Annotated in this window: 16 protein-coding genes; 10 read left to right on the top strand and 6 right to left on the bottom strand. The window is 72.6% G+C overall.

The window, feature by feature from the left end; all coding sequences use genetic code 11:
• Positions 1-16: 16 nt before the first annotated feature.
• Both Sco07f_RS36270 and Sco07f_RS36265 read right to left on the bottom strand, forming a co-directional pair.
• Positions 17-217 carry a hypothetical protein gene (locus tag Sco07f_RS36270; RefSeq protein ID WP_007445793.1) on the bottom strand — a complete coding sequence of 67 codons (201 nt, stop codon included), beginning with the start codon at positions 215-217 and terminating at the stop codon, positions 17-19.
• The gene (locus Sco07f_RS36265) at positions 214-1,227 is read right to left on the bottom strand and encodes a carboxymuconolactone decarboxylase family protein (RefSeq protein ID WP_087788944.1); all 1,014 of its coding nucleotides are present in this window, start codon (positions 1,225-1,227) and stop codon (positions 214-216) included. The genes Sco07f_RS36270 and Sco07f_RS36265 overlap by 4 nt, the downstream gene beginning before the upstream one ends.
• Before the next feature lie 167 nt (positions 1,228-1,394).
• Between Sco07f_RS36265 and Sco07f_RS36260 the strand changes: the two genes are divergently transcribed.
• Together Sco07f_RS36260 and Sco07f_RS36255 are read left to right on the top strand one after the other, a co-directional pair.
• The gene (locus tag Sco07f_RS36260) at positions 1,395-2,519 is read left to right on the top strand and encodes a sensor histidine kinase (protein ID WP_108990389.1); all 1,125 of its coding nucleotides are present in this window, start codon (positions 1,395-1,397) and stop codon (positions 2,517-2,519) included.
• Entirely contained in the window at positions 2,516-3,199 is a 684-nt protein-coding gene (locus Sco07f_RS36255) for a response regulator (RefSeq protein WP_007445846.1), read from the top strand. The genes Sco07f_RS36260 and Sco07f_RS36255 overlap by 4 nt, the downstream gene beginning before the upstream one ends.
• Positions 3,200-3,206: 7 nt before the next feature.
• Here the strand turns inward: Sco07f_RS36255 and lplAB are convergent, their stop codons facing one another.
• Together lplAB and Sco07f_RS36245 are read right to left on the bottom strand one after the other, a co-directional pair.
• Entirely contained in the window at positions 3,207-4,271 is a 1,065-nt protein-coding gene (lplAB, locus tag Sco07f_RS36250; RefSeq protein ID WP_108990388.1) for a lipoate-protein ligase LplAB, read from the bottom strand.
• A gap of 97 nt (positions 4,272-4,368) precedes the next feature.
• Entirely contained in the window at positions 4,369-5,349 is a 981-nt protein-coding gene (locus Sco07f_RS36245; protein ID WP_054101396.1) for a HAMP domain-containing sensor histidine kinase, read from the bottom strand.
• A 120-nt stretch (positions 5,350-5,469) separates the two neighbouring features.
• On the opposite strand from Sco07f_RS36245, the gene Sco07f_RS36240 reads away from it, so the two are divergent.
• The 3 genes from Sco07f_RS36240 (at position 5,470) to Sco07f_RS36230 (ending at position 8,281) form a co-directional block, all read left to right on the top strand.
• Entirely contained in the window at positions 5,470-6,240 is a 771-nt protein-coding gene (locus Sco07f_RS36240) for a helix-turn-helix transcriptional regulator (protein ID WP_108990387.1), read from the top strand.
• A gap of 197 nt (positions 6,241-6,437) precedes the next feature.
• A complete protein-coding gene (locus Sco07f_RS36235; protein WP_167468326.1) occupies positions 6,438-6,989 on the top strand; it encodes an ATP-binding cassette domain-containing protein in 552 nt (183 codons plus the stop codon).
• Entirely contained in the window at positions 6,986-8,281 is a 1,296-nt protein-coding gene (locus Sco07f_RS36230) for an MFS transporter (RefSeq protein ID WP_108990386.1), read from the top strand. The genes Sco07f_RS36235 and Sco07f_RS36230 overlap by 4 nt, the downstream gene beginning before the upstream one ends.
• Positions 8,282-8,344: 63 nt before the next feature.
• Here the strand turns inward: Sco07f_RS36230 and Sco07f_RS36225 are convergent, their stop codons facing one another.
• Positions 8,345-15,262: a glycoside hydrolase domain-containing protein gene (locus Sco07f_RS36225; RefSeq protein ID WP_108990497.1), complete on the bottom strand. Its 6,918-nt coding sequence runs from the start codon at positions 15,260-15,262 to the stop codon at positions 8,345-8,347.
• 368 nt (positions 15,263-15,630) lie between these two features.
• Here Sco07f_RS36225 and Sco07f_RS36220 point away from each other — a divergent pair, with 368 nt between their 5' ends.
• The 5 genes from Sco07f_RS36220 (at position 15,631) to Sco07f_RS36200 (ending at position 20,614) form a co-directional block, all read left to right on the top strand.
• A complete protein-coding gene (locus tag Sco07f_RS36220; RefSeq protein WP_108990385.1) occupies positions 15,631-16,383 on the top strand; it encodes a (5-formylfuran-3-yl)methyl phosphate synthase in 753 nt (250 codons plus the stop codon).
• Between the two features lie 2 nt (positions 16,384-16,385).
• Entirely contained in the window at positions 16,386-17,795 is a 1,410-nt protein-coding gene (locus Sco07f_RS36215; RefSeq protein WP_054101394.1) for an aldehyde dehydrogenase family protein, read from the top strand.
• A gap of 19 nt (positions 17,796-17,814) precedes the next feature.
• A complete protein-coding gene (locus Sco07f_RS36210; protein ID WP_108990384.1) occupies positions 17,815-18,918 on the top strand; it encodes an NAD(P)-dependent alcohol dehydrogenase in 1,104 nt (367 codons plus the stop codon).
• 79 nt (positions 18,919-18,997) lie between these two features.
• Positions 18,998-19,909 (top strand): class I SAM-dependent methyltransferase, encoded by a 912-nt coding sequence (locus Sco07f_RS36205; RefSeq protein WP_108990383.1) that lies wholly within the window; start codon positions 18,998-19,000, stop codon positions 19,907-19,909.
• A 171-nt stretch (positions 19,910-20,080) separates the two neighbouring features.
• Positions 20,081-20,614: an EF-hand domain-containing protein gene (locus Sco07f_RS36200; RefSeq protein ID WP_054101391.1), complete on the top strand. Its 534-nt coding sequence runs from the start codon at positions 20,081-20,083 to the stop codon at positions 20,612-20,614.
• A 1,557-nt stretch (positions 20,615-22,171) separates the two neighbouring features.
• Here Sco07f_RS36200 and Sco07f_RS36190 read toward each other — a convergent pair.
• Positions 22,172-23,178 (bottom strand): PIN domain-containing protein (locus tag Sco07f_RS36190; RefSeq protein ID WP_218030763.1); only part of this gene is annotated, 1,007 nt, incomplete at its 5' end.

The raw sequence follows: 23,178 nt of genomic DNA, 5'->3' as shown, positions 1-23,178 counted from the left end.
GGACGGGACGCCAGTGTCACACGAGTCCCCGTGGGGCGGAAGGGCGAACTCGCTGCGTGGCCGCGCGGTGACGCAGGCGAAGGAGCGGCGCCGCCTCCGGTCCGGCGAGCCGTCCGGAGGGCAGGGGACGGCCCGGGTAGCGCGACAGCAGGAAGTCGGCGGCGCCCCGGACCGCGTCGGAACCGGGCACCCGGCGGGAGCCGGTGACGACGGTCATGAGGCCTCCCGATCGGCGGGCCGGGCGGCCGGCGCGGTCAGGGCCGTCTCGATGCGGTCCACCGCGGCGAACGCGCCGTACGCGACGAGGTGCACCAGGCAGTGGTCGGTGTGCTCCGGCCGGCGCCAGGCCGCCACGTCCGCGTCCGTCATCCGGTACGGCGCGAGCGCGGCCAGCAGCGCCAGCCGGGCTCCGGGCCGCTCCCGCCGGTCCGGGAACGGGTCCGGAGTCTGGGGCGGGTGCGACCCGTCCCAGTCCCGCAGGGTGGCGCGTACGAGGTCCTGGTCGTCGGCGTCCAGGAGACCGGCGCCCATCGGGGCCGTGGCGCTCAGCGCCGCGTACGCCGGGCCGACCGGCGTCCCCGCCGCCCACGCCGGTCCCTGGCCGGGGTCGTCCAGCAGGGGAAGGGAGGCGCCGGGCACGGCGGTTCGCCGCACGGTGCGGGACAGCGTCCGGCCCGCCAGGCTCCGCACCGGGCGCAGCCGTTGCGCGTCGGCCGGGAGCAGTTTCTCGGTCACCAGGGACGACACGACGCGGTTGATGAAGTGGAAGGCCAGCACGGTGCCGAGGTAGCCGGGAGCCTCCTCGGGCGGGAACGGGTACGGCTCCCGCGCGGCGCCCGGGACCCGGGTGCGCCGCGCCCAGTCGAGCACGCGCGCGTGCCGCTCGTCGGCCGGCTCCTGGCCCCGGGCCAGCCGCTCGGCCAGGGCGTGGTCGCCGGTGGCGTGCAGCAGCATGGTGTGCGCGTCCACGCAGAACCGGCACCTGTTGGCCTCGGACACCCCGAAGGCGGCGACCTCCTTCCCGGTCCGGTCGCCGGGGCCGGCGAGCAGGGACTCGCGCATCAGCGCCCAGGCGGGGGCGACGAGCGCGGGAGCCGAGGAGAGGGCCACGAACGGGGCCGGTTCGGGGATGCCGAAGTCCCGCGCGGCCTGCGCGTAGACCTCGGCGACGCGGCCGGTGGCCGCCTTCGGCGGCAGGGGTTCGGTGTGACGGAAGGGTGTGGGCATGGACAGCAGCCTGCGCCGTCCGGGTGCCCGGGGTCGTCGTACGGTCGGATGCGGTTGGCGTTGCGCCGCCGGGACCCGGTCGGGCGGCGGACTACTTCGCCGGTAGTAGTCGCGAAGCCGTCCACAGGGCCGACGCGACTGCGGGCCGGGCCGTCTATGGTGCGAACATGAGTGGGCGTCGGATCGATCGCGGACGGCTCGCCGACATGGCCCTCGCGGCCGTGGTCGGCGCCCTCGGCACGGCGGTCGCCGCCTTCGACGACGGCACCACGGCTCTCGACCACGCGCTCGTCGCCCTCGCCTCGGCGGCGCTCGCCTTCCACCGCGCCGCCCCGCGCGCGGTGCTGGCCGTCGCCACCGTCCTCGGCACCGCGTACGTCGTGCACGCGCACCCGGGACCACTGTCCGCGCTGCCCGTCCTGGGCGCCGTGCACACCGCGGCCCGGGTCGGCCACCGGGGCGTCGCGGCGGCCGGCGGCGCCGTGTTCCTCGCCGGGTACGTCGCCACGGGGCCCGGCACGCAGCACGTGGCCGAGCGGGCCGGGCTGCTCGCCGGCTGGTTCCTGTGCGCCGTGGTGACCGGGCTCGCCGACCGGAACTGGCAGGCGTACCTGCGCCAGACCGAACAGCGTGCCCTGGAGGCCGAGCGCACCAGGGAGGAGGCGGCCCTGCGCCGCGCCGGGGAGGAACGGCTGCGGATCGCCCGCGAGTTGCACGACTCGCTGACCCACAGCATCTCCATCGTCAAGCTCCGGGCCGGTGTCGCCGTGCACCTCGCGCGCAAGCGCGGTGACGAGGTGCCTCCCGCACTGCTGGCCATCCAGGAGGCCAGTGGCGAGGCGATGCGTGAACTGCGCTCCGCCCTCCAGGTGCTGCGGGCCGACGAACCCACCGGCACCCCGGCGCTGCTCGTCGAGCGGGCCCGCGCGGCGGGGCTCGCCGTCGACCTGACCGTCACCGGGGACGAGCGGCCGCTGCCCCGGGCCGTCGACCTGACCGCCTACCGCATCGTGCAGGAGGCCCTCACCAACGCGGCGCGACACGCCGGACCCGCGAAGGTACGGGTCCGCATCGACTACGGCACGGGGAACACCGGGGGAGCCGTGGGGGAGTTGGCGATAGACGTGGACGACGACGGGGCCGCCGATCCGGACCGCCCGCCGGTGCCCGGCACCGGCCTGACCGGCATGCGCGAACGGGTGGGCGCGCTCGGCGGCACCCTGAGTGCCGCCCCGCGCGCGGAGGGCGGCTTCGCGGTGCGGGCACGGCTCCCGCTGGGGGAGGCGGTATGAACGCCGGGAGCGGTGTCCTCCGGGTCGCGCTCGTCGACGACCAGGCGCTGATGCGGGCCGGATTCCGGGCGCTGCTCGACGCCGAGGACGGCATCGAGGTGGTCGGTGAGGCCGCGGACGGGGAGCAGGGGGTGGCGCTGGTGCGGGCCCAGGTGCCCGACGTGGTGCTGCTCGACGTGCAGATGCCGGTGATGTCGGGCATCGAGGCGACCCGTCGCATCGCCGCAGACCCCGGCCTCGCCGCCGTTCGTGTCGTCATCCTCACCAACTACGGCCTCGACGAGTACGTCTTCGAAGCGCTGCGGGCGGGGGCCAGCGGCTTCCTCCTCAAGGACACCGAGCCCGCCGACCTGCTCCAGGCCATCGACGTCGTCGCGCACGGCGAGGCCCTGCTCTCCCCCTCGGTCACCCGGACCCTGATCGGCGAGTTCGTCGCCCGGCCCCCGGACCGGACCACCGCGCCCGGACTGGACTCCCTCACCCGCCGGGAACGCGAGGTCACCGCGCTCGCCGCGCGCGGCCTGAGCAACGAGGAGATCGCCGCCCACATGGTGATCAGCCCGCTGACCGCCAAGACGCACATCAGCCGTGCGATGACCAAGCTGGGCGCCCGCGACCGGGCCCAACTCGTCGTGTTCGCCTACCAGTCCGGCCTGGTCACGGTGCGGGCAGGGTCCTAGCCGCGCCTCAGGGCACCCGCGCGGTCCACTCGGGGGAGGAGAACTTCGTGCGCGCCAGCTCCCGGGCCCGGACCAGCTCGTCGTCCGTCACCTTGCCCCGGGTCAGCCCGTACCGGTCGCCGAAGGAGGCGACCATCCGCTCGATCACCGTCTCGCGCGCCAGGCCGGTCTGCCGGCGCAGCGGATCCACGCGCTTCTTGGCGCTCTTGGTGCCCTTGTCGGACATCTTCTCCTTGCCGATGCGCAGGACGTCGAGCATCTTCTCCGCGTCGATGTCGTACGACATGGTCACGTGGTGCAGTACGGCGCCCGGGCCGCCCCCGGGGCCCACCACGCGCTTCTGGGCGGCGCCCGCGATCTTGCCCTGGTCGGTGGCGATGTCGTTCAGCGGCTGGTACCAGGCGCGGATGCCCATGTCGCCGAGTGCGCCGAGCACCCAGTCGTCGAGGTAGGCGTAGCTGTCCTGGAAGGAGAGGCCCTGCACCAGCGCCTCCGGCACCGACAGGGAGTAGGTGATCGTGTTGCCGGGCTCCACGAACATCGCGCCGCCGCCGGAGATGCGGCGGACCACCTCGACGCCGTGCCGGGCCGCGCCCTCGGGGTCCACCTCGTTGCGCAGGGACTGGAAACTGCCGATGATCACCGCCGGGGCGGCCCACTCCCACACCCGCAGCGTCGGCGGACGCCGGCCCGCGGCGACCTCGGCGGTCAGCACCTCGTCCAGGGCCATGTGCAGGGCCGGGGCCTCGGGGGCCTCGTGGATCAGCTGCCAGTCGTAGTCCGTCCAGTCCGTGGCGCGGGCCAGGGCGCGGCGCACGGCGATGCCGACGCCCTCCGAGGTCAGCCCGTACATCACGGTGCCCTCGGGCACGGCCGCGTCGATCCGCGCGGCGAGTCCCGCCGCGTCGGTGTCCGCCGGGGCGCCCTCCAGCGCGCGGTTCACGGCGTCCAGCGCCTCGTCCGGCTCCAGGAAGAAGTCGCCCGCCACCCGCACGTGCCGCAGCACGCCGTCCTCGGCCTCCACGTCCACGACGACCAGCTTGCCGCCGGGGATCTTGTATTCACCGTGCACCGTTCCGCCTCCGTTCCGCACCAGGAGGCAACAGTGCGCCCGGCCGGAGTGTTCCCGCCTCCTGCCGCGACGTCCCGCACCGTGCCGGTCCGGACGGTCACCCGACCCGGTCGCCCACCCGCTCGGCCACCCGGTCGCCCACGGGCACGGTCAGCCGCACCTCGGTCCCGCCCCCGCGCGCCGGGCCCACGGAGAGGTCGGCACCGATCAGCAGGGCGCGCTCCCGCATGCCGCGGATCCCGGCCCCCTCGGCGGTGTCGCCGCAGCCGTCGAAGCCCCGGCCGTCGTCGCGCACCCGGAGTTCGACCGCGTCCCCGGCCCGGTCCAGGGTGAGGAGCACCAGGCGGGCCCCGGCGTGCCGGGCCGCGTTGGTCAGGCCCTCCTGGGCGACCCGGTAGAGGACCAGATCGGCGTTGTCGCCGAGCGCGGGCAGGCCGGCGGCGATGTCGTGGCGCACGGTCAGCGAAGGCCCGGTGAACTCGTCCGACAGCGACCTCAGGGCGCTGCTCAGGCCCAGCTCCTCCAGGACCCCCGGGAGCAGCCGCCGGGCGATGCGGCGGATCTCGTCCAGACTGGCCCGGGTCGTCTCCTGCACCTGGGAGAGCTGCTCACGCACATCGTCGGGCGCCTGGTCCGCCACCCGCTTGAGGTCCAGCAGCACGGCGGCGAGGGTCTGCCCCACCTCGTCGTACAGCTCCTGGGCCACCCGGTGGCGTTCCGACTCCTGCGCGCTCAGCGTGCGGGCGGCGCTCAGCGCGCGCTCGGCCTCCAGCCGGTCGAGCATCGTGTTGAAGGTGGTGATCAGCTCGGCGATCTCGCCGTCGCCGTCGACCTCCGGACGGACCCGCGGCCGCAGCAGATCGGTCGTGGTCATGGCGCGGGCGAGCTGCCGCAGCGGCCCGAGACCGATGCGCAGCAGCACGACGTTGGCGACCAGGATCACCACCAGTCCCACCGTGAGGATTGCGGCCTCGGTGAGCAGGACGGGCGTCGACACGGTGACCGGTCCCAGCAGCAACGCGGTCGCGGCGATCAGCACCACCGAGTTGAACAGCGAGATTCTCCAGAACAAGGGCACGGCAGCAGCGTCGGCGACGCGCGGCACGGGCGTCCATCGGTTCGCGCACCCATTTCCGGCCCGCACCGGCACGTACGGGCCGGACCGGACGACCGGCCCCCGCCGGTTAGCCTGAGCCGCATGCGTGTCACCAGGGAGTTGCCGGCGCTCGCCGCCGGCGAGGTGGACGTCTCCTTCGTGATCAAGGGGTACGAGGAGGTCGTCGCCGCCGACACGGCCTGGAACGAGCACTCCCACCCGTGGCACGAACTGCTCTGGAACGCGCACGGGGCGTCGACCGCCGTGGTCGGTTCCCAGCTGTGGTGCATCACCCCGTCGCTCGGCCTGTGGATGCCCGCGGGGCAACTGCACTCGGCCTCCGCCGTCGCCGGTACCTCCTACCGTGCCCACTTCTTCCGGCACGGCACGGTCTCGGCGCTGCCCGACGAGCCGGTGGCCGTGGACATCACCCCGCTGCTCAGGCTGCTCCTGGACCGGCTCGGGGAGCCCGGCCTGCCGCCGCGCTCCCGGGACGTCACCGAGGCCATGGTGCTGGACGTCCTGCGCCCCTCACCCCGGGCGCTGCTGGTGCAGCTGCCCACGTCCGAGCTGCTGCGTCCGATCGTGGACGCGGTCCGGTCCGACCCCTCCGACCAGCGCACCCTGACCGGCTGGGCCACGGCCCTCGGTTGCAGCGCGCGCACCCTGACCCGCGCCTTCCGGACCGAAACGGGCACGAGTTTCGCCCGCTGGGTCGCCTCGGTCCGGGCCCAGCACGCCGTGCACCTGCTGGCGCTCGGGTTCGAGGTGGACGTGGTGGCCGACGCGGTGGGCTACCGCTCGGCGAGCGCCTTCGGGGCGGCCTTCCGGCGGACCACGGGGACCACTCCGGGCCGGTTCCGGGTGCGCTGAGGGCGGCGGGCGCGGCGGCCGGTGTCCCGATCGCTACAAGGGCTGTCGGGAAGGCTCGATTGATACGGGTGCGTCGGCTCCTTAATCTGTGCGGGGAGTGAAGGTAAGCCTTACCTAACTCAAGCGGTGCGGCCCTTGCCGCCGGCTCCGCATGCCTGACTCCCGTGCCCAACTCCCCGAAAGTGCATACCGGGTCGATGAGAACACCCCGCCTTCGCGTACTCGCCCTCGGCGTCGTCCCCGTCGGCATGGCCAAGGCCAACTTCGGCGACGACGCCTGCGGCAAGTCGACCCTGCTGCGCTCCATGTCCCGGCTGCCCGCGCCCCGCGCGGGACGCGTCGTCCTGGACGGCAAGGAGGTGCACCGCACCCCAGCCGAGGAACTCGCCCGCACCCTGGGCCTGTTGCCCCAGTCGCCGGTCACCCCCGAGGGCATCACTGTTCTCGACCTGCTCACCGACCTCAACCGGACCCGCGGCACCACCATCGTCATGGTCCTGCACGACCTCAACCTCGCCGCCCGCTACGCGGACCGGCTCATCGCGCCGGCGGCCGGAGGACTGCACGCCGCCGGAAACACGGAGGAGGTGATGACCGGGGACACGGTACGGTCCGTGTACGGCATGGAGAGCCGCGTCATCGAGGACCCGGTCTCCGGCAGGCCGCTGGTCCTGCCCGTCGGACGCCACCACACGACGCCCACGACGCCCACGTCGACCGTCGCCGGAGACAACGAAGCAAGGCCATGACCCCGAAGCTCACCGCGCTGCTGCCCGACCTCGCGCCCTGGCGCTCCTCCCGCGACTTCCGCCTCCTGTGGGTGCAGGGACTGGTCACCTACCTCGGGAGCGTGATGGCGCTGATCGCGCTCCCGCTCCAGATCAAGGAGCTGACCGGCTCCCCGCTCGCCGTCGGCGTCATGGGCGCCGTCGAACTCGTCCCCCTCGTGGTCTTCGGGCTCTACGGCGGCGCCCTCGCCGACGCCGTCGACCGGCGCAGGGTCATCGTGCTCACCGAGGCGGGCCTGGGCCTCCTGGCCGCCGTCCTGCTGGTGAACGCGCTGCTGCCCAGCCCCCTGCTCTGGCCGCTGTACGTGGTCGCCGGCGGAGTGGCCGCACTCGCCGGACTGCAACGCCCCGCACTGGACTCGCTGCTGGCCCGGATCGTGCCGCACGACCAACTGGCGGCCGCCGCGGCCCTGAACGCCCTGCGCTGGCAGGCCGGCGCCATCGCCGGACCCGCGCTGGCCGGCCTCGTCGTCGCCTACGCCGGCAACGTCCCCGCGTACACCACCACCGTGGCCTGCTTCTGCGGCTCGGTCCTGATGTGCCGCAGGCTCTCGCCGGTGCCGCCCGCCGAACACGCGGCCAAGCCCTCGCTGCGCGGCATCGCCGAGGGCGCCCGGTACGCCTGGTCGAGACCGGTGCTGCTGGGCACCTACGCGATCGACCTGGCGGCGATGCTCTTCGCCTTCCCCAACACCATCTTCCCCTTCCTCGCCGACGAACTCGACGCCGACTGGGCGCTGGGCCTGATGTACTCGGCCGGTGCCGTCGGCTCGGTGCTGGTCAGCCTGACCAGCGGCTGGGTCTCCAGAACCCGGCGGCACGGCCTGCTGGTCGTGTTCGGCGCCACGGGCTGGGGTCTGGCCATCGCGGCGGCCGGCTGGACCGCGAACGTCTGGCTGGTGCTGGCCTGCCTCGCGCTGGCCGGAGCCGGGGACATGCTCAGCGGCCTGGGCCGCTCCACCATCTGGAACCAGACCATCCCCGACCGGCTGCGCGGCCGGCTCGCCGGCATCGAGGTCCTCTCCTACAGCATCGGCCCGCAGCTCGGCCAGGTCCGTGCCGGTGCGATGGCCGGCTGGACCGGCGCCCGCCCGGCGATCTGGACCGGCGGAGTGGCCTGTGTCGCGGCCGTGGGCCTGCTCACCGCCGCGCTGCCGAGGCTCGTCAGCTACGACGCCCGCACCGACGAGGACGCCCTGCGCCGCGCCCAGGAGGGCAACGGGCCGCGCGCCGAGGAGCCGACCCCGACGTGAGAACGACGGACCGCCCCGTCACGGACGTGCCGTGACGGGGCGGTCCACGCGGTCATCCCGCGGTCATCTCGAGGTCTGTTCCCATTCGCGTGCCGGAGACCACAGGCCGCCCCCGCCCCCGCCGTCACCGGCCGTCCCGCCGCCGGTGTCCCAGCGCGCGCCCGGCCGGTGCGGATGCCGCTCCGTCGTAGGCCGGAAGCCGACCGTGTAGGCGCGGGTGAACGCGCCGTTGGCCGAGGTCACCGTGATGGTGCGGGTCGTGAACCCGCGCCGGGACGACGAGACCGTGGAGCTGCCGGACGTCACCTTCACCCGCGCACCCGAAGCGGCCGTCACGGCACCGACGGCCGGGATCCGCTTGTACTTCGGCCAGTCCACGACGTACGTGGACACCTCCGGGTCGAACCCGTCGAGCGCGACGCCCCCCACGGTGATCGCGGACGCGTCGGCGATGCTCGCCTTCGTGGCGTCGGGGGAGCTGGTCACCGTGACCGACCCGTCGGCGTTCACGACCACGTCCGCCGCCATCGCCGCCGCGAGGTTGATCCGCTGCCAGCTCGGCCCGCCGGACGCGGTGAGGTCGAGCGGGTACCCGGAGTCCGTGGCGGTCTGCTCCAGAACCTGGGTGCGCTGCTCGGCGGTCAGGTCCGGGAACGCCGTGACCAGCAGCGCCGCCGCGTCCGGTGGCGCGTCGAGGGTCTGCCCGGCCTTGCCGGTCCGGGAGAACCCGTAGGTCAGGCGCCGGGTGTACTGATCGATCTGCTGGGCCGTGCTCAGCCCGGCGTAGGGGTCGCCCGCGCAGGCCGTCAGGGTGTCGCCGTAGCCCTCCTCCTCGCACCGCGCGAGCAGCACGTTCTCGATCTCGGTGTGGGCCTGCCGCAGCAGCTTCTCGAAACCGGGGTCCGCCCAGCGGTGCGCCACCGTGGCCTGGGCGGTGACGCGGCCGCCCATGACGTCCAGCGGGTAGTGGAACCCGAGGACGACCCGGTTGTCCCCGTACTCCGAGGTGCGCGCGAGGATCGACGGCGCCAGCTCCGGCAGCAGCGTGGCGAGGATCGTCCCGGCCTCGTAGCCGCCGTAGGTGTGGCCGCTCGGGTACGAGCCCTGCCCCGCGAGTCCGCTGTACGAGCTGTCCGGCGACTCGTAGACCGCGCCGCCGTCCCCGGCGAAGCCGAGCCGCACGTACGGGCGCAGGTACTGGTAGTGGTTCTTCGCCGCGTCGTGCGTGTCGAGGTTCTCGGTGACGCGGGAGAACAGCGCACCGGTCTTGGGCAGCCGGCCCTCCTTCAGTGCTTCGGTGTACAGCGGGCCGAGCCGGGAGCCGAGGCCGTCGGCCATCGTGACGGTGGCGCTGTTCGAGGCGTCCACCTCGGCCCGGTCGACCTGCGCCCGCGTCGCCGCGTTGTTGATGCCGACGGTGATCGTGTCGTTCTCCGCGGTGGGCGAAGTGCCCTCGGACAGCTTCTCGTTGGCGCCGAGGGTGGCGGGGCCGAGGTCCTCGAAGCCGCTGAGGAGCCCGTTGAAGTAGTCGCTCCCGTCGTCGGTCGCGGGCCACGAGTCCGACGCGTAGGAGGCGTCCAGCACGTCGTCCGGGAAGGGGGACGGTTCGTAGTCCGCCGGGTCGGAGGCGGTGCCGGTCGTGGCGGCGGCCGTGCTCGCGGCCGTCGTGGCGGGGGCGTCGGAGGCACCCGCCAGGGTCGTCGCGGTCACGGTGGCGGAGTGGCCCTCGGCCCTGTCCGCGGTCGTGAGCAGCGCGGTGTCCGAGGTGCCGGGCACGTGCGCGGTCGTTCCGTCGTCGAGGGTCACCGTGTAGCCGACGACCGGGAAACCGCCGTCACTGGCCGGCCGCCAGCTCACCCGGACCCGCTTGCCGTCGGTGACCACGCCCGTGACGGCCGGCGCCTGGGGCCGGTTGTCGCCCGTGACGGCGGGTTGCGTCGAAGCGCTCCAGGGGGAGTCGCCGAGGGCGTTCACCGCCCGGACCCGCGCCGGGTACGACGTGCCGTCCTTCAGCCGGGTGAACACCGTGCTCCGGCTGTCCGGGTCGGAGATCTCGACCTGGTGACCGTCGCCGAGCGTGATCTCGTAGCCGGTGACCGGCGAACCGCCGTCGTCCTCGGGCGCGGACCAGGTGACCTTCACGCCGGTGCCGGACGCGGACGCCGACACCGCGTCGGGCGCGGCCGGCACCGTCCTGCGCTTCGTGGTGAGCGCCGACATGGCGTCGTCGAGGCCGTCGTACCGCGCGGTGAGCGTCCGGTCCGTGGCCGCGTCGTCCGCCACGGCCTTCCTCGCCGCGGTGAGCGCGGTGGTGAACGCCGTCCACGAGGCGTCCGTGTAGCGCTCGTCGCGGAGGGCGGACGCGGTGGCGACCAGGTTCTCCAGCTTCAGTCTCGGGAGCGGGACCAGCTGGTTCGCGGCCAGGGTCAGGCTCCGGGTCCGCAGGTCGGCCTCGAGCTGCGTCGCGTCCTTCGCGCCGAGGAGGGCGCGGGCGGCGGCGAGTTCGCGCCGGAACACGCCGAAGTCGACGGTGCCGTACCGGTCGGCGTCCTCGGCCAGACCCTCGTACTGGCCGACGGCCTTCCGCAGGGCGGACAGGTCCGTCTCCGCGGGCGGCTCGACGTGGCCGAAGGTGACCCGGCCGAGGTTGGCGACGTACGGGTGCGCGGAGTCCGCGTGCGTGGTCAGCCGCAGGTGCACCGCGTGTGTGCCGGTGATCGCCTCCGGCAGGGTCACGCTGGTCGTCCCGCCCGACGACCACGAACCGCCGGTGACCGGCAGCGGAACGGTCGCGTACGGCGTGCCGGGGGCGTCCGGGTCGAAGGTGTCCAGGTAGAGCTGGACGGCGGAACCGGTGCCGCAGCGGGCGGAGTTGTTGACGTAGGTGAGCGTGACGGTGTTCTTGGGGGAGTCGCCGAAGTCGACGTCCCCGTAGTCGAGCCAGGCGCCGTCGTAGGTGCCGCCGAGGCTGGTGGCGGAACCCGCGTCGCTCCAGGTGGCCGGCTCGCTCTTGAGCCCGCCCCCGCTGCTGCCCTCGAACGCCGTGGCGTCGAACACCACCGGGGCGTCCGACTGCCGGGTCAGGGTCAGCGAGTGGACGTTGGCGACGTAGGGCTGTGCGTCGGTCTGGGTGCTGGAGACGAAGAGGGCGTACACGGTCTGCGCACCCTTGAAGACACGCGGGTCGAGCGGCACGGTGGTCTCGGCGACGGTCCCCCAGCCGGAACCGGTGTACTCCAGGGGGATGTCGACGCTCGTCGGACCGTCCTTCGAACCGAGGCGCAGTTCGATGTGCGAGTCCGACGCCGCACGCGAGCGGGGCTTGTCGTAGCCGATGGTGACGGCGTCCGCGCCGTCACCGAGGTCGGTGTCCCGCCACTCGGCCCAGGCGCCGTTCGTCACGTTCTCGAAGACGCCGCCCGAGAGTTTCAGCGGCAGTGAACCGTCGCCGGTGGCCGAGGCGTTGGCCGTGGTCAGCGAGGCCAGTGTCGTCTTCGAGCCGGACGCGGAGACGTCTTCGGGCGAGAACCGGTACCAGTCGAAGTTCGACACCCACTGCCGCCCCGACGGCGCGTGGAACACGAACGTCGCGGCCGACGCGTCCAGCAGGGCCTGCGGGTCGGTGACGGCCGCCTCGACGGTGGTGTAGTACTGCCAGCCGCCGGTGCCGGGCAGGGAGACGGTGGCGACGACGGGGCCGTCGGCGTCGCCGGCATGGATGTCCACACTGCTCGGTTCCGCCGTGGGGGCCTGTGAGTTGGCGTAGCGCACGGAGACGCTCCGCGGGGCGACCCCGCCGAAGTCCAGGTGCGTGTACTGCTCCCAGGCGCCCTCGGTGACGCCGCCGAGGTCGCCGTCCGAGTAGTACGCCTCCTTGACGAGGCTGGGGCCCTCCATCCGGTCGGGATCCTCGGCCTGGAGGACGGCGTACCCGCCCTCGTCCAGGGTGAGCGCGTCGATCGCGGACCGCAGGGCGTCGTGCGCGGCCATGAGCGTGCCGGTCGGCGAGGCGCGGTCCGCGAGGACGGTCACCGCGCGTTCCAGCGCCGCCCGGAAGAGGCCGTAGGAGCCGTCGGAGTAGTTGCCCTCACGCACGAGGGACGCGTCGTCGACGAGGGCGTCGAGGCCCGCCCGGTGCACCGCCGCCGCCGAGACGACCAGCGGGTCGGTCACGGACACGCCGGCGCCGGTCACCGTCGAGGCCGGTATGCCGTGCGGGAAGGCCCGGTCGCGGAAGACGACGCCGATCCGCGCGTCGGTCTTCGTGGTGCCGGTGAGCTTCAGCGACGCCGTGCGCCTGCCCGTGACGCGGAGATCGGCCTCGACCCCGTCGGGCAGGCCGGTGACGCTCGCCGCGCCGGTCCCGGTGAGGCTGGTCCCCTTCCGCGCGGCGAACGACGCCCTGCCGGACAGGCGGAGCCCGATACCGGTGTCGAGGGTGCCGTCGGCGTCGGTGCCGACGGTCTGCGGACGGGCGGAGACGACCGTCGTGCCCCGGCCCGGCCCGGTGCCGTCGTCGCCGTCGCCCGGGTCGGTGCTCAGCGAGTACGCGGGCTCGGTGCGGGCGCCCCAGGACGACGGCTCGGAGCCCATGTCGAACTTCAGGGTGCCGCCGGCGACGATCTGCGCGTAGTCGAGCCACGTGTTGGTGAACCGCTTGCCGTTGAGCGTGGCGCGCTGCACGTAGTAGTCGCTCGGCGAGACCCCGTCGGCCTCGACGGTGAACTCGGCGCCGTTGGCGTAACGGATCGTCGTGGAGTCGAAGAACGGGCTGCCGATCTGGAACTGGCTGGAGCCCGCCGTCACCGGGAACAGGCCGAGGGCGGCCGCGACGAACATCGTCGACATGGTGCCCGCGTCGTTGTCCATGGTGGGCAGGAAGCCGTCCGGGGCGAGTTCGTACGCCTTGGTCCTGACCGGCGGCCTGAACTCGCCGCCGGAGCTGGGAGCTTCACCGGTGGAGCCGGTGGCGATGTACCGGTTCCAGGTCTCGTCCGTGTAGATGGCGCGCACCCACTTCTGCGTCAGGCTCGGCTCACCGACGTAGTTGAAGAGGTAGGGGGCCTGGAGGTCGATCTCGTTGGCGTTGGAGTGCAGCATCGTCGAGCCGTCGTCGGCGTCGGAGTCCTCGCCGAACATGTGCCGGATCGCGGCCCGGCCGGCCTTCTCGCCGCCCATGGCCTCGACCAGGCCGGCCATGTCGTACGCGTCGTACCAGTGGTACTGCCAGAGGGTGCCCTGGTAGAGCCTGGCCTCCTCGAACTTCTCGTAGTCGACGTCCTGCCAGTCGCCCTCGCCGTCGCGCGGGGTGAGCAGACCCACCTCGGTGCCGTCGTCCGCCGTCCAGGCGCCGGGCCTGACCAGGTTGTCGATCGCCATCGTCGCCTGCTCGCGCAGCTTCTTCGCGTCCGCGTCCTCGCCGAGCGCGTCCGCGACGACGGACAGCGCCCACTGGTCGTAGCCGCGCTGCACCGTCGTACCGGGGTCACCGGCGATGTAGCCCTGCCGCAGCTGCGTCCCGGTGTAGTACCCGGTGTACGACTTCAGCGCCGGGTAGGCCTCGTCGAGCCGGTCGAAGTCCTTGAACCCCTTCGACAGCGCGTCGGCGATCACCACCGCCGAGCGCTCCCAGCGCACCGTCGGCACCGAGTGGGTGAGGCTGCCGAGGCTCTTGCCCGAGGCGTGCGCGTCGGCGAAGAGGACGATCGCGGACTGCACCATGTCCCGGTAGGCCGCCGGGTCGATGTACGCCTCGACGGAGTACTTGCGGAAGTCGTCCCAGGTGGACCAGCCGTCGTAGTAGGTGAAGCCGTTCGCCTGGTGCACCGCCCCGTCGACGCCGCGGTAGGTGCCGCTGGTACTGGTCGCGTTCACGGGCAGCGCGTACATGCGGTACAGGTGCGTGTAGAACTGCTTGGTGAGCGTCGAGTCCGGGTCGGCCTTCTTCGAGGCCTTCACCGCGACGGCGCCGAGCGTGCCGTTCCAGTCCGCCTTCGTCCGCGCGCGCACCTCCTCGAAGCCGTGGCCCGCCACCTCGTTGTGCTGGTCGGTCGCGGCCTGTTCGGCGCTGATCGGCGAGAGGGTGACGCGCAGCTCGATGTCGTCGCCGTCGGCCTCGTCGAAGCCGAGCACGGCGCCCGTGTCGGTACCGTCCTGCGCGGTCGCCTCGCTGAGCGCGCCGTCGTCGCCCCAACTGCGCAGCGAGGTCACGGGGACGTTCGTGGTGGCGTAGTAGTACAGGCGGTACGAGGCGCCGTTGAAGGACCCCGCGACGAGTCCGCTGATCGCGGTCGTCCCGTCCTTCAGCTTCGTCGCGTCGAGCGTCGCGCGGGTGCGGCTGGTGAAGTTGTTCGCCAGGTCGAGGACGAGCTGGGGCCGCGATCCGGCGGGGAAGCGGTACCGCTCGAGCGCGGTGCGGGTCGTCGCGGTCATCTCGGCGTCGATGGTCCCGGCGGGGGACCCGAGGCCCACCCGGTAGGAGCCGGGCGACGCCGACTCGTCGTCGTGGCTGTAGGGGTGCGCGTAGCTGCTCGTGGCCGGGCGGCTGTCGTAGCGCTCCGACGTCGGGACGACCAGCAGGTCGCCGCCGCCGCCCGAACCGCCCACGCCGTCCAGGTTGGTGGCGGTGAACCCGGCGATGCGGTCCTCGTCGTAGTCGTACCCGGAGTGGTTGCGGCCCGGGGTGGTCATGGGGTTGACCTTGGCGAGTCCGTGCGGGGCCTGGGCGCCGGGGAGGTCGTTGCCGTCGTCGCCGGCGGTGGACACGAACGGGTCGACGAGCTCCGTGTAGTCGGTGCCGCGGGAGGTCCCCTCGGCGGTGGACGCGGTCGGGCCGGGCACGGCCACGGCGGTGCCGCCGCCCGTCAGCGCGGCGAGGCCGAGCGCCCCGGCGAGCACCGCGGCGACCGTGGACCGCAGGGCCCGGGATCTCGTCGGCCGTATCGCCTGCCGTATCGGCGGTCTCTTGGATCTGTCGGGCATGACGAGCACGGACCCTTCCGGTAGGACAACGTTGTCAAGCGGCAATCGAAGCAAGCGCTCCGAGGTGAACGCCTCCGCCATCACATAGGGAGAAGTCATACAACGGGGAAACGGAGTTCGTACAGAGGTTCACCCGGCCGAGAGCGGCGGATCGTAGGTCGACGGCGCCATTGCGCGCGCGGGATCCAGCGCAGAGGGCGCGTTGTCCAGGGCGCGGGCCGCTCGCGGCTACGACCCTTTCGTCACTCCGCGCGCCCTGCCGGGGGACGACGCCCGGGGAAATGATGTGCGGACCGCATGTGAGCCAGGCGAATCCGCACCTCTGCCCCCTCCGGGGCAGGTGGAGTGTGCCGGGGAAGGACCCAACCTTGCTGCTTCTCATCTCTCCGGACGGTGTCGACGAGGCCCTCGACTGCGCGAAGGCGGCCGAGCACCTGGACATCGTCGACGTGAAGAAGCCCGACGAGGGCTCGCTCGGGGCCAACTACCCGTGGGTCATCAGGGAGATCAGGGCGGCGGTCCCGGCCGACAAGCCGGTCTCCGCCACCGTGGGGGACGTGCCGTACAAGCCCGGCACGGTGGCCCAGGCGGCGCTCGGCGCGGCCGTGTCCGGGGCCACGTACATCAAGGTCGGTCTCTACGGGTGCGCGACACCCGAACAGGCCGTCGAGGTCATGCGCGGGGTCGTGCGGGCGGTGAAGGAGCACCGGGCGGACGCTTTCGTCGTCGCGTCGGGGTACGCCGACGCCCACCGCATCGGGTGTGTCAACCCGCTCGCGCTGCCCGACATCGCGCGCCGTTCGGGCTCCGACGCCGCCATGCTCGACACCGCGATCAAGGACGGGACGCGGCTGTTCGACCACGTGCCGCCCGACGTGTGCGCCGAGTTCGTGCGCCGTGCCCACGACGCCGGCCTCGTCGCCGCGCTGGCGGGCAGCGTCAGGAGCGGCGACCTGGGTGAACTGGCCCGCATCGGGACGGACATCGTCGGGGTGCGCGGAGCGGTCTGCGAGGGAGGGGACCGCGACGCGGGCCGGATCCGGCCGCACCTGGTGGCGGCCTTCCGGGCGGAGATGGACCGGCACGTCCGGGAACACGCGGCCGCTGCCCCGCAGGGCTGATCGTGTCCCTGGCGACCGGACACCCCGCGCACGATCCCGCAGACCGGGGCGGGTCCTTCACCGTCGTCGATCCGGCCACCGGCGAGACCTTCGGCGAGGCTCCCGACCGGCGGCCGGAGGAACTGGACGCGATCGTCGACCGCGCCCACACGGCCTGGCACGGCTGGCGGGCGGACCAGGCCGCCCGCAGGAGGGCGCTGCGCGAGGCGGCGGACGCCGTCGACAGGGCCGCCGCCGCTCTCGCCCCGCTCCTCACCCGTGAACAGGGCAAGCCGCTGACCGAGTCGTACGCCGAGGTGGCCCGCACGGCCGCCCGGCTGCGCTACTTCGCCGAGCTGCGCATCGGGACGCAACCCGTCGCGGACGACCGTCCCGTGCACAGCCGGCTGCGGTGGCGGTCGCTCGGGCCCGTCGCCGCGATCGTCCCGTGGAACTTCCCGCTGCAACTGGCGTCGGCGAAGTTCGCGCCGGCGCTCGCGGCGGGCAACACGGTGGTGCTCAAACCGTCGCCGTTCACACCCCTCGCCACCCGGATGCTGGGGTCCGTCCTCGCCGGTGCCCTGCCCGAGGGCGTCCTGACGATCGTCACCGGGAGGGAGCCTCTCGGTGCCCGTCTCGCGTCGCACCCGGGGATCCGCCATGTCACCTTCACCGGGTCGACGGCCACCGGACGGGCCGTCGCCGCGGGCGCGGCGGCCTCGCTCGCGCGGGTCACCCTGGAACTGGGAGGCAACGACGCCGCCGTCCTGCTCGACGACGTCGACGTGGAGAAGGTCGCGGACCGGCTGTTCTGGGCGGCGTTCCGCAACTGCGGCCAGGTCTGCATGGCGGTCAAGCGCGTCTACGCCCCCCGCCGGCTCCACGCCCGGGTGGTGGAGGCGCTCGCACACCGGGCGAGGACGACCGCCGTCGGATCCGGGCTCGACCCGCTCTCGCGGATCGGGCCGGTCAACAACGCCCCGCAACTCGCCCGGGTCGAGCGCCGCACGGCCCGGGCCCTGGCGGACGGCGCCCGGGCCGCCGCCGGTGGACACCGCCTGGACCGGCCGGGGTACTTCTTCGCCCCGACGATCCTCACCGACGTACCGGCCGGCAGCCCGGTGGTGACCGAGGAGCAGTTCGGCCCGGTCCTGCCGGTCCTGCCGTACGACCGTCTCGACGAGGCCGTACGGGCGGCCAACGACACCGGCTTCGGACTGGGCGGTTCGGTGTGGGGGACCGACCTCGACCGGGCCGCGGCCGTCGCCGACCGCCTGGAGTGCGGGACGGCGTGGATCAACCACCACGCCGAACTCTCCCTGGCGCAGCCCTTCGCGGGCGCCAAGGACAGCGGGGTCGGCGTCGCGGGCGGACCGTGGGGGCTCTACGGAAATCTCCGGCCGTTCGTCGTGCACCGCCCGCAGGAGGCGTGAAGTCCCCAGGAGGCGTGAAGTGAGGTTCGGCGCGGCGGTACTGCGTGCGTACGAGGATCCGTTCACCGTGGAGGAGGTGGTGCTGGCGGAGGGGCCGGCCGAGGGGGAGGTCCTGGTCCGGATCGCGGGCTGCGGGATGTGCCGGACCGACCTCGCGGTGCGGCGGTCGGCGGGCCGCTCCCCCCTGCCGGCGGTCCTCGGCCACGAGGGCTCCGGAGTCGTGGTGGAGACGGGAGGAACGGGCACCGGTCTGGGCGTCGGCGACCACGTGGTGCTGAGCTTCGACTCCTGCGGGCACTGCCGCAACTGCCTGGGCGCGGCCCCCGCCTACTGCGACTCCTTCGCCGCACTGAACCTGTTCGGGGGGCGCCGGGAGCACGCCGCACGGTTCACCGACGGGGCCGGGGCCGCCCTGGCCCCCCGCTGGTTCGGGCAGTCCTCGTTCGCCGAGTACGCGCTGGTCCCCGCCCGCAACGCCGTCCGGGTCGATCCCGCACTGCCCCTGGAACTGCTCGGACCGCTCGGCTGCGGCTTCCTCACCGGCGCCGGTGCGGTCTTCAACTCCTTCGGCGTCGGCCCCGGCGACACCCTCGCCGTCTTCGGCGCGGGCGCGGTGGGCCTGGCCGCGGTGATGGCCGCCCACGCCGCCGGAGCGGTGACCGTGGCCGTGGACCGGCATCCGGGGCGGCTGGCCCTCGCCGAGCGGCTCCACGCCCTGCCGGTCCTCGCCGCTCCGCCCGGCCCGGCCGACCGCATCCGGCGGCTGACCGGCGGAGGAGTGACGTACGCGCTGGACACCACGGGGTCCGCCGCGCTGATCAACGACGCGCTCCGGTCGCTGCGCCCGACCGGCCGCCTCGGCCTCGTGGCACGGCTCCACGACACGCTGCCGCTCGAGACGGGAACGCTGGACCGCGGGCGCACGATCTCCCACATCTGCGAGGGCGACGCCGTCCCCGGACTGCTGATCCCCCGGCTCACCGCGCTCTGGCAGGCCGGGCTCTTCCCCTTCGACCAGCTGATCCGTACCTACCCGCTCGCCGACATCAACAAGGCCGAGCACGACTGCGACACGGGTCGCGTCGTCAAACCCGTCCTGGTCCCGGACGGCCGGCGGCACTGAACACGCCGCGCACCGCCGCCCGTTCGGGCCGGCGCCTCCGGCGGACGCCCGACCCACACGACCCCACCAGGGAGAAGGCATGGCCGACACGGCACCGCTCAGCACCGGTACGGACGGCGTGGAGGGGGGAGTGGGGCTGACGGCCCTCCTGGTCGCCGCCGCGCGGGCGATCGAGACGCACCGTCCCGACAGCCTCGCCCAGGACGTCTACGCGGAGCACTTCGTGCTGGGCGCCCAGGCGTCCGCGCACTGGCCGGTCCGCCTGGAGCAGGCTCCGGGCGGGGACACGAACCCCCTCTGGGGGCGCTTCGCCCGCTACTTCGGGCTGCGCACCCGGGTTCTCGACGACTTCCTGCTCCGGTCGGTCCGGGCGGCGGGCATCCGTCAGGCGGTGCTGCTGGGAGCCGGGCTGGACGCGCGGGCGTTCCGGCTCGACTGGCCCTGCGACTGCGTGATCTTCGAGATCGACAGGGACGGAGTCCTCGCGTACAAGCACCAGGTCCTCGACGCCCTGTCGGCCGAACCCGGGGCGGTGCGCGTGCCGGTCGGGGTCGACCTGCGAGCCGACTGGGCCGGCGCGCTGACGGCCGCCGGCTTCGACCCCGCGACCCCCACCGTGTGGCTGGTCGAAGGCCTGCTGTTCTACCTGCCCCGCGCCGCCGAGACCGCGCTCATCGACACGGTCGACCGGCTGAGTGCGCCCGGCAGCGCCCTGGCGTACGAGGTCAAGCTCGAGAAGGACCTGACGGCGTACCGCGACAGCCCGCTGTACACGTCCACGCGCCGGCAACTCGGCATCGACCTGCTCGGCCTGTTCAGCCTGGAGCCGCGGCCCGATTCCGCGGCCCGTCTGACGGGCAGGGGCTGGACCACGTCGGTCCACACCCCCTTCGACTTCACCCACCGGCACGGACGCGGCCCGCTGCCCGAGGAGAACGACGCCCTGGCCGGCAACCGCTGGGTGTTCGCGGACAGGACGGGACCGGCGTGAGCGGCCCGGCCCGTTTCATGCACGGAACCACGGTTTCCCCCCGTTCGTGTGTGAAGGACCGTTGTTTCCCGGCGAACCGGTCGGGACGACCGGATAGTTGGGTCGGCCGCCGGGGGCAGCTCCCCGGCGCCTTCTGACGGCAACGCCCCACCACGAAAGGCAGGGTGCACCATGGTGCCCACCACCGAGGCGACGGACCGCATCGAGCTGGTCTTCTCCCTCTTCGACGCCGACGGCAACGGCTACCTGGAACGCGCGGACTTCGACCTGATGAGCAACCGCGTGGTGGCTTCCGTGCCGGCCGCGCGGGAGGCCGTCAAGGAAAGGATGGCCGGCGCCTTCCGCCGCTACGGTGAGACGCTCCTGACCGAGCTGGACGCCAACGGCGACGGCCGGGTCAGCCCCGAGGAGTTCACCTCCGTCGTCCTCAACCCGCAGCGGTTCGACGCCGCCGTCGACGAGTTCGCCGAAGCCCTCGCGGCGATGGGCGATCCGGACGGCGACGGTTTCGTCGCCCGCCCCGAGTTCGTCGCGCTGATGATCGCGATCGGCTTCGCACGGCCCAACATCGAGGCCCTCTTCGAGGCCTTCGGCCCCGACGGGGAGGACCGCGTGCGGGTGTCCACCTGGGCCGACGCCATCAGGGACTACTACCGCCCCGAGAAGTCCGGAATCGCCGGCGACCACCTGGTCCCACGGGCCTGACGAGCCGGGGCAGACGGTCTCACCGTCTGCCCGGGAAACGCGTTCGACCTGATGAGGAGGGTGGCGTCGGCCGGTGGCGCGGATCTACGCTGCCTGCGGCAGCGGCCGACGCCGGCAGCCCGACCCGCGGGCCCGTGCCGCTGTCGCACGGGCCCGTCGACGTACAGGAACACCGAGGTCAGGCATGCAGTTCACCACCCGCCCCACCCTCCAGGGCACCTTCGGCATGGAGTTGTCCACGGAGTGGGGCTGACCTGCGTTGATGCCGCCGCATCAGCCGCTGACCTGTGCGGATGCGTCTTTCACGGCGTTTCAGATTCGTGCTGCGTTATGTCACCGGTCCTCCCCATGCGCTCCCCAGCGGCGCGGATACTCCCCAGATTCTCCCCACGGAAAGCCGAGTTCACCTGCGGCGACGAGGTGAAGGCCACCTCTGCGGTGGACACGATCAGTGACCACCAAGGGGCTGAGGCGCTCTGAGACGGTCATCACTGTTGTGTGAGTCTCCCCGACCCCGATGACGACGAAAGAAGCGAGCCGTTCGGGATCAACTCGCAGAGGTGCTTCGTGAACAGGTGGGACGCTGGCAAGAGGTTGCCGTACTCGGTGCCTATTGCGACGCTCTGGATCGTCGCCTTGTCGAACTGGGTGGCGCCCTGGAGGAGCCGATTCTGGAATCGGCCAGACGCGGGTTGGAGTGGGCATGCGTATTCGCGAGGTCGATCGACCCCTTGAACCGGTTTCAAGGGATGCCCACTCCCAGGGGAGCGACGCCAGACGAGCTCAAGGCTCACCTGAGGGGTGGAGTCCCTACGGACCGGAAAGTCCGGGAGGATCGTGATGCGCAGAGGAGGTTTGCTGATCGGCTCCATGTGATTCCGATGACCCATCATGTGGAGTGCGTCGCGATCCTCGAACCGGCCGTAAAGGGCTCCTGAACTGCGGTTTTGCGTGTGCGCATTATGTGCGGTGTGGGCGTTACGGGCGATATCTTGACGCTGAAATGACGCCCGTGACGCTCATTTGACGCTCGTCCTGATGGTGTGTCAGGAGCCTTGTTGGGCAGGTCAGACCCCGACAAGGTGGCGAGTATCGATGGGGCGCCGAGGGCAGGCGACGCTGAGCGCAGACCTACTGAGTCGTGCTGATCAGATGTCCCGGAAGAGACCAGCGAGCGCCGTGACCTGCCGTGATGGGTGCACAATGGCCGATGACCTGCGCGAATGGTCTTTCGGTTCTTTCACGATCGTGCCGTTTGATGGGGCTAGAAGTCCCAGAAAAGTCCCAGAGGGATCCCACTGCCGACGGTGTCTTTCGGCTCTATACGGCAGTACGCGCTCGTCGGCTGTCTCCTTTGCCACGAGAGTGTGGAACCTGGTTGTCGAACGCCGGGCGCTCATGATGCCTTGCGGGATGGTCCTGATGGTCGATGCCAACTCCTCGGCCGACGGTGCCGGTCGATCCTCGCGCGCCCTGGGGACGAGTGGCCTGTCGCGCGAGCCAGGCGAGCGAAGGCACAGGAGTTGATGGAGCGGCCTATAGCCGAGGGCTGCGGGCTCAGTACTCGGGAGAGGTCAGCACGACGCGGGCCGCCATGGCGCGGTCCACCTCATCGGCGTGGACGAACATGGCCGTCAAGGTGCCGGCGGCAACAAGGGGGGGCAATTCCTCGGCTAGGGCACGGTGGTAGAGGGTGAGTGCTGCTTCCAGAACAGCATCGCTGTCGCTTCCGGCTTCCGCACCGGCGCGCAGCCCCGCCCATGCGAAGGGGAGGGTGGACGACGAGATCCAGGGCTGCAAGAGGACCTGCAGCGAGAACGCTTGGAGGTTGCGCCGCCGGTGCGCGATCGGCGTGGCTCGGTGAAGACCGTCGTACGCGGCGCTGATCCAGTCTGCGGCCTCGTGCGGCAGAGCACCAACGGCGCGGGAGGCGGCGTTGAGTGCGAAGGCAGCGGTTGCCTTCGCATCAGCCCAGGCGGAGGGACGGGAGAGGGCCACGGAGACGGCTCCGGCCTGCCAACCGTCGGCCAGCGCGGCGGCGTGGTAGAGGTCGGCGGAGAAGGGGATGTCGACGTAGTGGTTCCGCAGTAGCTCGGCCTTGGTCAGCAGGGCTTCCTCGGGCGTGGTCAGGCCCGCGTCGACGCGGGCGTCGAGGAGCGTGAGAGTGCCGAAGGTGGCCACTCCTTCGGACCGCGCGACGGCCCGCAGGACCCGGTCGTCACACCACAGGATGAGACCGTGCTCCTTGGCGTGGTCGAGGGCCGTCAGCCACTGCGTGTTGTTCCCGCGGACGGGCAGTTGCCGGAGGCTACGTAGTTCTGGCCGTGGCACGCGAGGCATTGCCCGAACTACCTCGACGAGTCGCGACGAGGTGGTTCGCATCCGGGCGAGGCGCTCGGCTGAGGCGATACGGACGGCCGGGCGGGCGTCGCCCTCGTCCCAGGCGAGCACCATGTCGGAGCGAAGGGCGAGTGATTCCTGGGCGTGCAACGCGTCAGCGAAGAGCTGGTCGGTCGTCACGAGTGACCGGGGGTGACCCATGAGTCGTTCAGCGACGCCCGGCT

The organism is Streptomyces coelicoflavus (assembly GCF_003112555.1).
GTDB classification, from domain to species: Bacteria; Actinomycetota; Actinomycetes; order Streptomycetales; family Streptomycetaceae; genus Streptomyces; species Streptomyces coelicoflavus.
The sequence above is the reverse complement of the archived record's forward strand: the minus strand, read 5'-3'. Positions and strand labels throughout refer to the sequence as shown.